The sequence below is a fragment of the Chengkuizengella sediminis genome (assembly GCF_010078385.1).
Lineage (GTDB): Bacteria > Bacillota > Bacilli > Paenibacillales > KCTC-33759 > Chengkuizengella > Chengkuizengella sediminis.
In genome coordinates this window covers 261,031-276,788 of the sequence record NZ_SIJC01000005.1, presented here as the reverse complement: position 1 = coordinate 276,788, position 15,758 = coordinate 261,031, and the positions used below count along the sequence as shown (strand labels likewise).

Below are 15,758 nucleotides of genomic sequence, written 5' to 3'. Positions count from 1 at the left end.
CTATGGGGGGAAATCATATTGGAAATAGAATTTTTAGGAACAGTTGCAGGAATGCCTGTTCGTGATCGAAATGTAACCTCCATTTGTTTAAAATTGTTACAAGAGAGAGGGACTGTATGGCTATTTGACTGTGGTGAAGGAACACAACATCAAATTCTTAAATCCTCAATAAAACTAAGTAAATTAGAAAAGATATTTATTACCCATTTACATGGTGATCATATTTATGGTTTACCTGGGATACTAACGAGTCGAGCTTATTCTGGTGGAAAATCTCCTTTAACAATATATGGACCAAAAGGTATTAAAGATGTGGTAACAACAGTTTTATCGATTAGCCAAGCCCATTTAGAGTATGATTTACATATAGAGGAAATTCCTGAAATTTTAAATGAAGGTATTATATTTGAAGATCAACAATTTTTAGTAGAAATAGCCAAGCTTGAGCATCGTATTCATAGCTACGGATATCGGATTACAGAAAAGGATCAGCCTGGTCCCTTACTGTCAAAAAAATTAGAAGAGAGTGGTGTTCCACCTGGTCCCTTATTTTCTCAAATTAAAAAAGGAAAAGACATTATTTTAGAAAATGGGGAGAAATTAATTGCTTCAAATTACGTTGGTCCAGCTCTAAAAGGAAGAATTGTTGTCATCATGGGAGATACAAGAATTTGTGAAAACTCGCTTAAATTGTCTATAGATGCTGATGTTTTAGTACATGAATCTACCTTTTCAGAAGACTTCCATGATCTTGCATATAAGTATTATCATACAACTTCATTACAAGCTGCTAAGTTAGCTCAGGAATGTAACGTGAACGAGTTGATACTAACACATTTTAGTTCAAGATACCAAGGTGAAAGTTTAGATCAACTATTACAAGAAGCAAGGGAAATTCATGAAAATACACACATAGCCCATGATTTTTGGGTATTTCCTATAAAGCGAAAAAATATCTAGTTAATTTTGATAAAAGGAGTGAGCAAATATGGTGTCTAGTGTATTGTTTTTTTTAATCTTATTTTCATTACTAATAACCATCACTATTATTTTATCAATGAAAGAAGAGAGGAAAACGAATCATCAGTTAGATAAGAATATAGAAAAAAATAAGGAAATAGATAACTTCAATCATTCTGCATATATAAATGGGAATGATTATGGATCCAGTTAGTAAAGATACTTTGGAGAATGAAATAAGAGTCCAATTTAATGGACTCTTATTTCAATTATATTATGAGTCTCTTTGCTGTTCCGCTTGAGCTTCATCTTTTATTTCTTCTCGAAACCCCTGAATGCTCTGTTTTCTACGCTCATTTTTTGATTCTATGGCTTGTTGTTCATTGTTACCAATCTCATCACCGAATTCTTCTAAATAATCTTCAGATTCTCTAAGGTTTCCTATCGTGTTTTGCACTGCTTCCTGTAACTTTTCTACGTTATCATCTCTATTGTCAGGTTTAGCTTTCATAATTGCCTCCTTGATTAAAAACTTTAATAACATTAATAAGATGTCTTGATCATGAAAATTTTATACAAGGTAAAAAGAAAAAGATACCAACTTATATTAATTACAACCATCAATATTACAATTTTCATCGTGTTGGGGCTCTATTTTGGTACCTTCGTCTAATAACAATAGTTTTTCAAACGTTTCTTTTGTTTGAACACCTTGAAGCTTTTGGTCACCAATTACAAAAGTAGGAATCGCACGTATTTCATCTTCTGAAGCTTTATTTAAATATGTTTCTAGTTCCTCTTGATATTTATGTGTTTTTAGTGCATATTCAAAATCATTTACATCTAAGCCAACTTGTTTAGCAATTTCTTTTAAAACAGAAATATCCCCAATATTTTTTTCCTCTTCCCAAAATACTTTATAAATAAGTTCATTAAATTCAATTCCTTTGCTGTGGTCTTTTGCATATAAAAAACCTTCATGAATGATAGGTGTTCTAGGATGAGGAGACATTTCTGGTAATTTTATGTTTACATTTAGTTTTTTCGCTAATGGTTTAACGGCCTGATCAAACAATTCTTTCATTTGTTCAGGATAAATAGGTGGGGCTGAGCTAGGTCTAAGTTCAAAAGGCATCCATTCAACTTTTACATCTTTATTTTTTATGGCCTCATTAAATGTTTTTTTTGCGATAAAACAGAATGGACACACATAATCAGAATATACTTTTATATCTATTGTCATTTCAAACACCTCATTAAAGTTTACATTTACTTACTATAAGTAATTTACAGTATAATAATTTTTTTGTAAAGATCAATCGTATAGATCATCTCAATTTGCATAGGATGTACTTAAAGTGAATATAAATGTGTTGCCATTTTTCGCAATTCCTCTAGGACAAACTTTAAGGGGGGGGAATCCATCCATAATAATGGTTAATTTAATAATGGAAGTAGAGAATAATCAAGTACTTACTCTTCATTATATGAATCAAATTTTAAATGAATTAACCTTATTACAAAAATTTGAGATCATTGAGCATTAGTCGATAAGGCAAGTACAACTTGAAGCGCAGAAAGGGCAGATCTCAAATACCTCCTTTGAGAGTGAGGGTAATAAAACTTTAATTGAGGTTTTAATCCAACCATCAATCTAATTCCACCAATAATTTAAAAAAGGAAAACCTGGAATGAGTTGTAAAGACTTGGGTAAATTAAAAGTAGATATGTTTATGAACTATAATACATATAGAAAAAGTGAGGGACTTAGAATATGAATTTAAATTCAAAAGATCTAACAATTATAGAACAGGCCTTAAATGAAGCTATTCATCATTGTGGTGGTTATCAGAATTCATTGAATTATCGTGAGGTTTTAAGCAAACTACAATCTTTATCAAAAAGCAATGATCAACTTAATCAGGAGGTTACCTCACATGATGGCTTTCGCTATGATTACGATGATTCAAAATGATAGTCAATATAAGGATGACGAGTTATAAAAAAAAGAATGGATTAAGATATATCCATTCTTTTTTTCACTATGTTTCCACCACTTGTCTATTAAAAGCCAGTTGCATTTGCATGTTTTAGGTGAGTCAAAAGTTCTTCTTCTATTTTACCGTTTGAACATATCAAATTGCGAGTAGATAATTGATATGGATTTCCTAATGTATCAACTACATTCCCACTAGCTTCTTTTACTATTAATACTCCGGCTGCAACATCCCAGACATTGATACCAACTTCCCAGTAAGCATTTAATTTCCCAGCGGCAACATAAGCACAATGTAAGGCAGCAGAACCAAAAACTCGAATGTTACGTGCTACGATCCCAAGCTCTGATATTCCATTAAGTACATATTTACGAGCACTTTCAATATCTGTTGGGAAGCCAGTAGAGATGACACTTTCGTTTAATTTTTCTGCTGGATCAACCTGAATTTGGCTTCCATTTAAGTATGCACCTTTTCCTTTTTCCGCCCAAAACATTTCATCAAGAGAAGGATTATATATCACGCCTACTTGGATTTCTCCATAAGAAACGAGTGCAATGGAAACAGTGTAACTATGTAGTCCATTCACATAATTAGTAGTTCCATCTATTGGGTCGACAATCCAAGCAAATGGAATGTCAGCTATATGATCAAACCAAGCTTCTAAATTATCCGTACCTTCAGCGACGCCTTCCTCACCTATGATTTGATGTTCAGGAAAGTGATGTTTAATTTGATTCTTAATTAAATCTTCAGATGCACGATCCATTTCTGTTACTAAATCAAAAACGTTCTTTTTTTGTTCAACATGGAACTTACTTGTGACTCTCTTTTCTAATAAAGCTCCGGCTTCTTTTGCGATTTGTTTTGCAACTTCTAAATGAGTGTTCAAGCGAGCCCCTCCTTAATATGTTCTTTTCTAGTGGGTAAAAGGCTTACACACTCTTCTTTTAAGTGTAGTGTTACTTGCTCTCCTTCTTGCTTAATCCCATGTTTAAAGTGTTCAAAATCCATCATCGATATTGTATCATCCCCAATTGCGATTTCATATTCAACATGATTTCCTAAATAAATGGTTCTGGTTACTTCACCGATAAATTTACCTGTCTCTGAAAACTCCCAAAACTCGGGTCTTGTTACACACTCCACAGGACCATTTTCAGAGAGCTTCACTTTGTCATTTATATGAATCAAAACGGTTTTTCCAAATATATTAATCATGGCCATATTGTTTTTTAGTTCCTTCACAACCCCATGTAAGAAGTTAGCTTTTCCCATAAAGCCAGCAACAAAATGATTATTAGGTTTAGTATAGATGTTGATTGGACTATCTGCTTGTTGGATTTTTCCATGATTCATGATGACTACCTTGTCTGATATCGCCATGGCTTCTGTTTGATCATGTGTAACATACAGACTTGTTATGCCTAATCTTTGTTGAATTTTTCGTAATTCATCCCGCATATATTCTCTTAATTTTGCATCAAGGTTGGATAAAGGTTCATCAAATAATAACACTTTTGGTTCCGTGACAATTGCTCTTGCCAATGCAACACGTTGCTGTTGTCCACCGGACAATTGTGAAGGCAATCGATCTTTAAATTCCTCTAAATGCATTAATGAAATGACTTTATAGGTTCGATCAATGACATCTCCTTTTGGCACTTTATTTATTCTTAAACCATAAGCAATGTTTTCAAATACTGAAAGATGTGGGAAAAGGGCATAACTTTGGAATACCATCGCAACATTCCGCTTGTTTGGTGGTACATTCGTTACATTATCATCGCCAATATGAATGGAACCTGAAGTAGGTAATTCAAAACCTGCGAGCATTCTTAATGTAGTGGTTTTACCACATCCAGAAGGACCAAGTAAAGTGACTAGTTCCCCTGCTTTAATATTCAAATCAATATCATCTACAGCATAAAAATTGTCTCCACCGTTGTGAGAAGGGAAAATTTTTAATAGATTTGTTAGTTTTACATCCACTGAATGTGTTTTAATTGGTGCATTTGTATTCGTCATCTAAAGTTCCTCCTTTTGGATGAAGTTAAATAATTTACAAAGAATTCTAATAGACCTATAACAATAAGTATAATAACAATTAGGATAATACAATATGCTGCTGCTGCTCCTAAACTAGCATCTTCTACTTGAGACAAGATCGTAACAGTTAATAGGTTCCAATTCACGGAAATTAAGAAGATTACTGCACTAATAGAAGTCATGGATCGTACAAAAGAATATACTAATCCAGAGAATAACGCTGATTTCATTAATGGAAGTGATATTTTTCTAAAAGTTGTAAAGGAACTTGCCCCAAGATTTGTTGATGCTTCTTCAATAGAAGGGTCCACTTGCCGAAGGCTATTTGTTCCTGCTTCTATACCAACCGTTATATTTCTAAATGTAAAAGCTATAATGAGGATCATCGCTGTACCAGTTAAAAGTAATGGTTTTTGATTGAATGCAAGGATGTATCCAATCCCGATAACCGTACCGGGCACTGCAAAGGCAAGCATCGATGAAGCTTCCATTATTTTTTTACCTATAAATTGTTTTCTGATAATTAAAAAGGCAATAATCATACCTAATAGTGCTGTAATCGGTGTAGACAACGCAGATAATAACAATGAGTTTTTAACTGAATCAAAACCTAATGTAAAAGTGTATTTAAAATTATCAAAAGTGAGAGTATTATCTACGCCCCAAACTTTAACAAATGCCCCCCACAAAACGGTTCCATAAATAAGCATAACAGCGCCCGTAATTAATCCACAGAATATGAATAAAGGTAGGACAATGTGCTTTTCATTTATTTTCATTCTAGCTTGTGTTGGTTTTCCTGTGACGGTGACATATGATTTTTTGCTTATCCAATATTTTTGTATGAAGTAAGCAGTAAGTGATGGTAATAATAATGCAACTGCGTAAAATGAACCAGCTCTTAGATCATACATGCCTGTAATTTGTAAGTAAGCTTGTACGGCTAAAGTCTGATATTCCCCAGCTATGACCATAGGATTACCAAAGTCTTCAATTGCTTTAATAAAAACTAAAAGCAATGAACTTAGAATACCCGGAACAGCCAATGGCAGGGTAATGGTACTAAATACCTTCCACCTAGAAGCGCCTAGGTTTAATGCGGCATCCTCAACGGAACTGTCGATGGCTTCCAACACTCCTTTTAAGTTTAAATATGCAATAGGAAAAAAACCTAATGTTTGTATAAATACTAAACTTCTTAAGCCGTATACATTACTATCCTCAAAACCAAATAGACCATTGGTGATAATCCCATTTCGTCCAAATAATAAAATGACGGATAAGGCAATGACAAACGGTGGAGAGATGATTGGCAACAAAGCAACAAGCTTAAAGAATTTTTTACCTTTCATTTCAGTCCGTGTTACCGCATAAGCAAAAATAAATCCAATGATTGTTCCAAAGATGGCTGACATGATACCTAGCTGAATACTATTCCATAACGTTTTTAGAAAAAAACTGCTTGAAAAGGTTTCTAATATTAAAGAGAAGTCTAAAAACCCTTCATCATTTATCACTGTAATTTTGAATACTTGATAGATTGGATAAACTGAAAATACAAATAAAGATAAAAATATGATGATGATTAAAGCAAGCAAGTAAGGTTCTTTTACAAGCATTTTCATTCGTTTGAGTTGTCCATTGACCTTTGATTCTATTTTATTTGTTGATGGTGTTGTATTTGCCAAGCTTCTCTACTCCTTTGTAGGGTAAAACTCTATCCCGTATTAACAACCCGAAAGGTTCCTTTCTATGAGACTTTTCAAGAAAGTCTGAAAATTTAAGAGGCAGCATGAAGCCGCCTCGTCTCCATAAATAAAATAACTTATTCCACTACAGCTTCTTTACCAACAACATAAGACTCAAATTTATCTAGTAAATCATCTCTGTTTTCTCCAGCCCATACCGCATCATAATCAATAACACTTAAATCAGAAAGTTTAACTGCACCTTCAGGTACTTTTGCCTCTGGATTTACAGGTAAACGGAAAGACCCTGATTCTGCGTATAAATCCTGTGCTTGTTTACTAATTGCCCAATCAATAAATTTTTGAGCATTTTCAGTTTGCTCACTTGGAGCACCTTTAATTAATGCAACAGCACCAACTTCATAACCAGTTCCGTCACTTGGGAAGGATAACGTGATAGGGTAACCTTCATGTTTCGGTTTTAAAATATCATGAGCGAAGGAAAGACCTACACCTGTTTCACCAAATCCAGCTTGTTTTGCTGGAGCTGATCCAGATTTTGTATATTGTCTAATATTTCCATCAAGTTGTAAGAAGTAATCCAATGCCTCTTGTTCACCTTTCAACTGTACTAGTGTGGCATAAACAGAGTATGCAGTTCCAGAGGATGCAGGATGAGCCATTGTAACATTCCCTTGGTATTCTGGTTTTAATAAATCTGCCCAGCTTTGTGGGGGTTCAATTCCTTCTTTTTCTAACCATTCGGTATTACTTGCAAAACCTAATGCTCCAACATATATCGGTGTCCATACTTTTTTAGCATCTCTGAATTGCTCTGGGATTTCAGACACTCCCTCAGGTTGGTAAGCTTCTAACAAATCATCATTTGCTGCTGCAACAAAAGTATCTGATGGACCTCCAAACCAAACACTTGCTTGTGGATTTGATTTTTCTGCTTTAATACGTGCTAAAGTCTCACCTGCAGATAAACGTACAAACTTAACTTCAATACCCGTTTCTTCTTCAAACTGTTCAATATACATGACAACTTCCTGTTCTGGAAAAGCAGTATAGATGGCGACGGAATTAGAACTTGAACTACAACCTGCTGCTACAATGCTGATTAATAACAATACAGAAAAAACAACCAAAATCATTTTTTTCATGAATGAACCCCTCCAAAAATTAGTAAAAAATTATAGACTACGGATAAATATTTAATGATCTGACTGGTTTGTCACCTCCTCAACATAATATCTTGTGATAAGTTATCTCTCTAAAACAAAGTGATGTGTAAGAGAGTCTTGAAGATAAGGTATGCGCTTAACCTAATAATGTAATACTGTATAAAGTTACCGTGAAGACCGATTAAGTACTGTCACTTCCTTGTGACTAATTCAACACCAGATTATCTTTGAACTGGCAACTACTCTTCTGTCTTCGCCTTTATAGGCTCGTCAATTTCTTTACATGTATTTCTATTAATCAGAACTGAATCTAGTAAAATAGACTCTGGGATTACATCTGCATCAGAATGATTCATCATTTTTAGTAAAGTTTCTGCAGCATGACGTCCCATTTGATTACGTGGTTGAGACATGGTTGACAATTGAATCCAATATAAACTTGATATTTCTAAATTATCAAATCCCATAATCGAAATGTCATCTGGAACACGGAAGTTATGATGAGCAAGTGACTCTAGAGCACCGATTGCCAATAAATCATTATAAGCAAATAATGCGGTCATTTCTGGTATTTTTGTACACAATTGATCCATTGCTATTCGACCAGATTGTATCGTTCTTCCACCTGTAAGCTGTATGTAATCAGAGATGTATGGGATATTGTGTTTTTCTAATGTATCTTTGTAACCTTGAAATCTATCAATCGCGATTTGTGATTCTACAGGAATTCCTATATAACCTATCTGCTTGTGACCTAGAGAAATTAAATGTTCGACGGCTTGACATGCCCCTTTGTAATGATCTACGTCAACAAAAGGTACCTTTAATTCTTCGGTAGGCCTTCTTCTTAAAAAAACAACAGGAACGTTTATATTAGATAACATATCAACAAGTTCCTCATCCACATGATCAGGTGTAATGATCAACCCGTCCATCTTACGCTCCAATGCACTTTCTATGAAACGTTTTTCTTTGTCACTATCTCGTAAGGTATTTCCAATAATGACTTGATATCCTTGTTCTGATAATAGTTCTTGCGCTCCTACAGCAATTGTTGAGAAGAAAGGGTCAGTAATATCTGGAATCATTAATCCTATGGTATATGTACGTTGATGAATTAAACTCCTAGCTATACTATTTGGACGGTAATTTAGTTTTTTCATAGTTTCTAAAACTTTTACTTTCGTTTCTTTTTTAATATCTGAATGATCATTTAGAGCGCGTGACACTGTAGATACAGAGATACCTAGTTGCTTTGCAATGTCTTTGATGGTAACCAATGATTAATTCACCTCCGAAAAAAAATTTACATGCAGGTTTAATTCCGGTAACGTTCCCGAAAATTCAAAAATAATGACAACGCTTTCAAATCAATATGCGAACCTAATAAAAAAAAATACAAGGTTAGAATAAATTTATGGAAACGTTCTCGGTAACGTTTCCGATATCTATTATAGGTAATATTAACTTATTAAAAATATTCAGTCAATACTTTTTGTAACATTTTGATCACATTTATTTATATTTAAAATGAAGTTTATCATTTCTGGATTTGTTTTTTCCATATCTCATCGATTTTTAGTGAATACGTCCAAGCAATTCATATCCAAGCTACATAATATATATCGATACTTAAATAATAGTAGAGGAGATGTTTAATATGAAAAACAAAAAAAATAAACAAAAAAAATTTACTATAATGACTTGGAATATATATTTTGGAGCTGATCTTGAACCACTTATCGGTACAACACCCGAAGAAGTCCCACAAGTAACAACAGAAATTTTTAATCAATTTGAACAAACTAATTTTCGAGAAAGGGCAAAGTCTATCTCACAACAAATTAAAGATATAGAACCTCATTTGATAGGGCTACAAGAAGTAGCCTTATGGACAGTTAGAAGTCTAACAACGAAGAATGAAACCAATTTTTTAACCATTTTATTAGAAGAATTAAAAAGAATGGGTTTAGATTACGGTGTGGTGGCGATCAATCATAATTTTAGTAGCGAATTACCAAGTAGTACAGGGGATTTGATTGGTATATTAGATAGGGATGTTATTCTAGCAAAAAGAAATGCAGGTTTATGTTTTTGTAATATACAAGAGGAGGCCTTTTCTAATAATTTAGTGGTTCCTGTGGGAGACGTCCCGTTTACTGTTCTTAGGGGGTGGTCTTCTGTAGATATTTGTTTTCAAGGACAGAAATTCAGATTGTTGAATACACACTTAGAGGGGAATTCAGTGGATGTACAAGTAGCTCAAGCAAAGGGATTATTAAGTGGCCCCGCTAATACTACACTTCCCATATTATTCATTGGTGATTTTAATTCAAATGCAGAGGGAGCTCTAAAACCAACTTATGATTTACTGATTAACTCTGGATTTACTGATGTTTGGAATATATCAGGGGTGGGATCTGGGTTTACAGCATTCCAAGCTAGAGATTTATTAAATCCTATTTCCACTTTGAATGAGAGGATTGATTTAATATTATTCAAAGGTAATTTTAATATAAAGCTTTCTAATACTGTTGGTGATAAACAAGAAGATAGAACACTTTCCGGACTTTGGCCTTCTGATCATGCGGGAGTTTTTAGTGAATGTATTCAAATCATCATAAATGAGGAGGTTGTATAAATAGGTTTTTGGATGGTAAAGTTTAGAATAAAGAGAATTAATCAAATTTGTGAAATGAAAGGTTCTTGTTTTAAATCTAATTCAACTTAGGCATAGATAGTATTTGTGTAATGAAATGGTATGAGGTGGGGTGGTCTTTTAATGAAAGTATTAAAAAAAAGTCATTATATTATTATTATGATCATAGTAGCTGTCACTTGTATTTTGCTAATATCTAGTGGTTTTTTTACAAGGGAAGGAAAAGTCCCAAATGAGTTGCCATCAAATCGTAATGAAATAGAATTGAGTGGTTCCGTTAACTCTGATGACTTAAAATTGGCTGTACAACTGAAAAATGATATTTTAAAACAATTAAATGGGAAAGAATATAATGCAAGTTTTAGTAATGATGAGTATGAAGTAAATATTTCTGAAGAATATATAAATAAGTGGATTGAAAGAATAGCGATTAATAAAGTAATGTCAGGAAAAACAGAGGATATAAAACCAGAGGAAATTCTCGAAGATGCAATTTCGAATGCTTTACGGTATGAAGTAACTTTAATTATGGCTAATCTCAATAACATTGATATGAGTGAAGGATTATATTCATATATTGAAGGTACTAAAGAAGAAATGATGAGCATTGATACTGCTAAGAAAATAACAGATGAACTTGTAGATGGATTAGGTTTAGAAGATGTTGATGAATTGTTTTTTGAATATGATGTGGATCATTATACAAATAATTATATTTGGTTACAGCTAAGACCAGAGTATGAGAAGGAGAATCCTAAAGAAAATAATGAAACCATGGTAGATTACACCAATCGAATTTTAGACTTATATCATGAGGATATCAATACAATGATGAAGTCATTTACAAAAATAGAATAGTACAATAAAGATTTATGATTATTTATCTTTCCTTGTAATCATTTTTTTTAGCATGCATCCAATTCAAGTTTATAAAACTGACACAATAAATCCATTCTTAAATTTTGTAATCCAACAAACATTTCCCACAAGAACCTCACTATTAATTTAGTAGTGAGGTTCTGCAATGTCGAATACAATATTAAATAACTAAATAATTGCCGCTTAATCGAGAAGTTCAAATTGAAAATAAATGAGAAGTTGATAATGGATTGAACGAACCAGCTGGTAAATATTTTTCAAATCTCCCCTTGATATATGAACTAAAAAAATATAAAATGAAATATGAGTAAGCGCTTAACTTATGTGGCCAAAATAATTCCTTCAGAGTTATGAATCAAAAAGTTCCGTTTGGATTATAGTTAATCGCTTAATAGATGATGGTAAGTGTTATATGTTTGTTGATTACTAGATAGGATGGTGAAAGTCACAGTGAAACAGACTTTAAAGATAGGTATTATTGGTGCTGGAAGAATAGGAAAGTTACATGCAGAGAATTTAGTTTTATTAGATAAGGTTGAATTGAAAGCGATCTCTGATATTTACGTAGATAACGTCATAGATTGGGCGGTTAAATTAGGAATTAAAAAAACGACAAAGGATTATAAAGAAATTATAAATGATCCAGAAATCGATGCAGTATACATATGCTCTCCAACAAATACACATGCACAAATGATTAAAGAAGCAGCTGAAGCCAAGAAACATATTTTTTGCGAGAAACCGATTAGCTTTTCAGCCGAAGAAACATTTGAAGCATTAAAAGTTGTCGAACAATATGGTGTGAAATTACAGGTTGGATTTAATCGACGTTTTGACCATAACTTTAAAAAGGTACACGATACTGTGAAAAATGGTATGATCGGCGATCCCCATATCGTAAAAATCACTTCACGTGATCCTGAACCACCCCCTGCTGAGTATATTAAAGCATCTGGAGGTTTATTTATGGATATGGCCATTCACGATTTTGATATGGCACGTTATGTGACTGGTAGTGAAGTAGAAGAGGTTTATGTTCAAGGTGCTAGTTTAGTAGATCCAATGTTTAAGCAATATGGAGATGTGGATACTGCCATTATTACTCTGAAATTTGAAAACGGTGCCATTGGTGTGATTGATAACAGTCGTAAGGCAGTCTATGGATATGATCAAAGAGTAGAGGTATTTGGTTCCAAAGGTTCGGTAGCGATTCAAAATGATCATCCAACAACAGTTGAAATTAGTACGATTCAAGGTGTGTATAGAGATAAACCTCAATATTTCTTTTTAGAAAGATATAAGGATGCATATGTTGTAGAGTCAAAAGAATTTATACAATCCTTACTTCAAGATTCACCACTAGTATGCACTGGAATTGATGGATATCAGGCGGAATTAATTGCGAAAGCAGCAAAGGAATCCTTACAGCAAGGAAAGCCAGTTAAAATTGAACAATTTAAAAGTGAAATCATAAAACCATAATTTTTCATTAAGGAGGTCTCTATGGAAACCATTCGTTTAACAATGTCACAGGCACTACTGAAGTTTTTAGATCAACAATACGTTGAATTAGATGGCAAAGAAATAAAATTTTTTAAAGGTGTTATGGGCATCTTCGGACATGGAAATGTAACAGGGATTGGGGAAGCCTTAGAACAAGATAAAGGAAGTTTAACCTATATTCAAGGGAAAAATGAACAGGGGATGGCACATGCTGCGATGGCATATGCAAAACAAAAAAATAGACTGGAAACCTTTGCTTGCACATCTTCTATAGGTCCTGGCGCCTTAAATATGGTCACTGCAGCAGGAACAGCTACAGTAAACCGAATTCCTGTGCTTTTTCTTCCTGGTGATATTTTTGCATGTAGACAACCTGATCCTGTTTTACAACAAATTGAAGACCCTACAGAATATAATGTCTCAGCGAACGATGCATTTAAACCAGTGAGCAAATATTGGGATCGTATTTCTAGACCAGAGCAACTAATGACGGCTGCTTTGAATGCGATGCGAGTATTAACAGATCCAGTGGATACTGGAGCAGTTACGTTATGCCTCCCACAAGATGTTCAGAGCGAGGCGTATGACTACCCGATAGAATTTTTTGAAAAACGAGTTTTTTATATGGATAGAAAACCTTTACCTCATAGTGCGTGCCAAAGAGCTGTCCAACTTATCAAATCTAAAAAGAAACCATTGATCATTGCAGGTGGTGGAGTACATTATTCACTTGCAACCGAAACGTTGAAAGAGTTTGCTGAAGCCTTTCAAATTCCTGTATCAGACACACAAGCTGGTAAAAGCGTAATGTCTTGGAAACACCCTTTAAACATGGGGGCTGTTGGTGTGACAGGGTCATTAGCGGCAAATCGATTAGCCAAAGAAACGGATTTAGTGATTGCCGTAGGCACTAGATTAGCTGATTTCCCTACATCATCAAAACAAGCTTTTCAAAACCCACAAGTAGAAATCATTAGCATCAATGTTAGTTCATTTGACGCTCTAAAAATGAATGGATTAAGCATTGTAGCAGATGCGAAAGAGGCATTAACATCACTAAAACAAGTGTTAAGTCAAGAAGGATATCAAACAGAATATGATCGAAGTCATTTATCCAGCTTGAATAAGGAATGGGATACAGAGGTAGACCGATTATTTGCTTTAGAAAGTGATCAAGGTTTAACACAAACAAGAGTATTAGGTGAAATCAATCAATTCATTGATGAAAAAGATGTGATCGTAGGCGCAGCTGGAAGTTTACCAGGAGATTTACATCGTGTATGGCGAACAACTCAGCCTAAAACCTACCATTTGGAATATGGTTTCTCTTGTATGGGATATGAAGTTTCAGGTGCCCTGGGCGTGAAAATGGCCGAACCAAATCAAGAAGTATACGCAATGTGCGGAGATGGAAGTTTTTTAATGTTACATTCCGAGCTTTTGACAAGTATACAAGAAGGTCAGAAAATTAATGTTATTTTATTGGATAATCACGGATTTCAATGTATCCAAAACTTGCAAAGAGGACAAGGTAGTGATGGATTCGGCAATGAATTCCGCTATCGCTCCAAAGAAACAAATCGATTAACAGCTGATTATGTTCCGATAGATTTTGCAGCTTATGCCGGTGCGTTAGGAGTAAAAACTTACAAGGTTCATACTTTAAATGAATTAAAAGATGCCCTTGAACAATCTAAACAAGATACCGTATCAACTTTAATAGATATTAAAGTTCTTCCAGGTACAAATACAGATGGATATGAATCATGGTGGCGTGTAGGTGTAGCAGAAGTATCTGAGAGTGAAAAAGTACAACAAGCTCACAAACAAATGGAGCAAGACATCAAGTTAACTAAGCAATATTAATGACGGAGGAGATCATCAATGAGTATCTACCCTTTTAATCTAGGGATTTCGCCAATAAACTGGTCAAACGAAGATGTGAAAGAACTAGGAGAACACTACACAAGTGAAACGATTTTAAGTGAAATGAAATCACTAGGATTTGTAGGCACAGAAATGCACAGTAAATTTCCTAGTGAAGTTAGAGAATTGAAAACCGTATTATCCGAAAAAGGAATGCAGCTTGTTACCCAGTGGAAGGGTGTATTGTTTGCAGATAAATCAAAACATGAGAGTGAACTGGAAGCATACAAAGAGCACGTACTTTTTTTAAAAGCCATGGGTTGTAAAGTCGTTGTGACATGTGAGCTTGGAGGTTCAACAATTGGCGATCCAAGAAGAGAAGCAAATGTAACTGAAGTGAAGCCATTGACGGATGTAGAGTGGGGCAACATGGTAGAAGGGCTGGAAAAGGCAGGTCAAATTTGCAAAGATAACGGGATGACATTAGTTTATCACCATCATATGGGAACAAATGTTGAAAAACCAGAAGAAATTGATAGATTAATGGAAACCACAAATCCAGAACTAGTTTCCTTAACCTTTGATAGTGGGCATGCCTATTATGGTGGTGCAGATCCTTATAAGGTACTTAATAAACATTATGACCGTGTTAAACATCTTCATTTTAAAGATATCAGAAAAGATGTTTTGGACGAAGTAAGAGAAAAGAAAATTAGTTTTAAAAACTCAATAGCAAAAAATGTGTTTACTGTTCCTGGTGACGGTGTCATAGATTTTCGTCCTATCTTCGAGTATTTATTAAAACATAATTACACAGGTTGGGCTATTCTTGAAGCAGAACAAGATCCAGCCGTGAAAAATCCAGTGATGCACGCACAAAAGTCAATGGAGTATATTCAAAATTTATTTATTGATTTAGATCATAAATTGAATGTTTGATCGAAGAAACTATATAGAAAGGAACGATAAA

At 34.1% G+C, this 15,758-nt stretch carries 16 protein-coding genes; 9 read left to right on the top strand and 7 right to left on the bottom strand.

Features of this window, described 5'->3' with window-relative positions; genetic code table 11:
* Positions 1 to 18: 18 nt before the first annotated feature.
* Both rnz and EPK97_RS12695 read left to right on the top strand, forming a co-directional pair.
* The gene (gene rnz / locus EPK97_RS12700) at positions 19 to 960 is read left to right on the top strand and encodes a ribonuclease Z (RefSeq protein ID WP_162036993.1); all 942 of its coding nucleotides are present in this window, start codon (positions 19 to 21) and stop codon (positions 958 to 960) included.
* Between the two features lie 28 nt (positions 961 to 988).
* Positions 989 to 1,174 (top strand): hypothetical protein, encoded by a 186-nt coding sequence (locus EPK97_RS12695; RefSeq protein WP_162036992.1) that lies wholly within the window; start codon positions 989 to 991, stop codon positions 1,172 to 1,174.
* 60 nt (positions 1,175 to 1,234) lie between these two features.
* Here EPK97_RS12695 and tlp read toward each other — a convergent pair whose 3' ends face one another.
* Both tlp and EPK97_RS12685 read right to left on the bottom strand, forming a co-directional pair.
* Positions 1,235 to 1,471, bottom strand: a complete 237-nt coding sequence (tlp, locus tag EPK97_RS12690) for a small acid-soluble spore protein Tlp (RefSeq protein ID WP_162036991.1) — start codon at positions 1,469 to 1,471, stop codon at positions 1,235 to 1,237.
* Positions 1,472 to 1,567: 96 nt separating this feature from the next.
* Positions 1,568 to 2,203, bottom strand: coding sequence for a DsbA family oxidoreductase (locus EPK97_RS12685; RefSeq protein ID WP_162036990.1), 636 nt, complete (start codon positions 2,201 to 2,203; stop codon positions 1,568 to 1,570).
* Positions 2,204 to 2,318: 115 nt separating this feature from the next.
* Here EPK97_RS12685 and EPK97_RS12680 point away from each other — a divergent pair, with 115 nt between their 5' ends.
* Positions 2,319 to 2,507 (top strand): hypothetical protein, encoded by a 189-nt coding sequence (locus EPK97_RS12680; RefSeq protein ID WP_162036989.1) that lies wholly within the window; start codon positions 2,319 to 2,321, stop codon positions 2,505 to 2,507.
* Between the two features lie 227 nt (positions 2,508 to 2,734).
* The gene (locus tag EPK97_RS12675; RefSeq protein ID WP_162036988.1) at positions 2,735 to 2,935 is read left to right on the top strand and encodes a hypothetical protein; all 201 of its coding nucleotides are present in this window, start codon (positions 2,735 to 2,737) and stop codon (positions 2,933 to 2,935) included.
* 89 nt (positions 2,936 to 3,024) lie between these two features.
* Here the strand turns inward: EPK97_RS12675 and EPK97_RS12670 are convergent, their stop codons facing one another.
* The 5 genes from EPK97_RS12670 to EPK97_RS12650 all read right to left on the bottom strand — a co-directional run bounded on the left by EPK97_RS12670 (position 3,025) and on the right by EPK97_RS12650 (position 9,161).
* On the bottom strand, positions 3,025 to 3,849 hold the full coding sequence (locus EPK97_RS12670) for an inositol monophosphatase family protein (RefSeq protein WP_162036987.1): 825 nt from the start codon (positions 3,847 to 3,849) through the stop codon (positions 3,025 to 3,027).
* Entirely contained in the window at positions 3,846 to 4,985 is a 1,140-nt protein-coding gene (locus EPK97_RS12665; RefSeq protein WP_162036986.1) for an ABC transporter ATP-binding protein, read from the bottom strand. Before EPK97_RS12665 ends, EPK97_RS12670 begins: the two co-directional genes overlap by 4 nt.
* Positions 4,982 to 6,694, bottom strand: a complete 1,713-nt coding sequence (locus EPK97_RS12660; protein WP_240903802.1) for an ABC transporter permease — start codon at positions 6,692 to 6,694, stop codon at positions 4,982 to 4,984. Before EPK97_RS12660 ends, EPK97_RS12665 begins: the two co-directional genes overlap by 4 nt.
* Positions 6,695 to 6,831: 137 nt before the next feature.
* Complete coding sequence (locus EPK97_RS12655; RefSeq protein WP_162036985.1) at positions 6,832 to 7,860, bottom strand: ABC transporter substrate-binding protein; 1,029 nt, start codon at positions 7,858 to 7,860, stop codon at positions 6,832 to 6,834.
* A gap of 260 nt (positions 7,861 to 8,120) precedes the next feature.
* The gene (locus tag EPK97_RS12650; RefSeq protein ID WP_162036984.1) at positions 8,121 to 9,161 is read right to left on the bottom strand and encodes a LacI family DNA-binding transcriptional regulator; all 1,041 of its coding nucleotides are present in this window, start codon (positions 9,159 to 9,161) and stop codon (positions 8,121 to 8,123) included.
* 380 nt (positions 9,162 to 9,541) lie between these two features.
* On the opposite strand from EPK97_RS12650, the gene EPK97_RS12645 reads away from it, so the two are divergent.
* From EPK97_RS12645 to iolE, 5 genes are all read left to right on the top strand, one after another.
* Positions 9,542 to 10,522, top strand: coding sequence for an endonuclease/exonuclease/phosphatase family protein (locus tag EPK97_RS12645; RefSeq protein WP_240903801.1), 981 nt, complete (start codon positions 9,542 to 9,544; stop codon positions 10,520 to 10,522).
* Positions 10,523 to 10,663: 141 nt separating this feature from the next.
* On the top strand, positions 10,664 to 11,398 hold the full coding sequence (locus tag EPK97_RS12640) for a hypothetical protein (protein WP_162036983.1): 735 nt from the start codon (positions 10,664 to 10,666) through the stop codon (positions 11,396 to 11,398).
* Positions 11,399 to 11,869: 471 nt separating this feature from the next.
* Positions 11,870 to 12,901, top strand: a complete 1,032-nt coding sequence (gene iolG / locus EPK97_RS12635) for an inositol 2-dehydrogenase (RefSeq protein ID WP_338075705.1) — start codon at positions 11,870 to 11,872, stop codon at positions 12,899 to 12,901.
* A gap of 21 nt (positions 12,902 to 12,922) precedes the next feature.
* Positions 12,923 to 14,788 carry a 3D-(3,5/4)-trihydroxycyclohexane-1,2-dione acylhydrolase (decyclizing) gene (gene iolD / locus EPK97_RS12630; protein ID WP_162036981.1) on the top strand — a complete coding sequence of 622 codons (1,866 nt, stop codon included), beginning with the start codon at positions 12,923 to 12,925 and terminating at the stop codon, positions 14,786 to 14,788.
* A gap of 18 nt (positions 14,789 to 14,806) precedes the next feature.
* On the top strand, positions 14,807 to 15,727 hold the full coding sequence (gene iolE, locus EPK97_RS12625) for a myo-inosose-2 dehydratase (RefSeq protein WP_162036980.1): 921 nt from the start codon (positions 14,807 to 14,809) through the stop codon (positions 15,725 to 15,727).
* Positions 15,728 to 15,758: the final 31 nt, after the last annotated feature.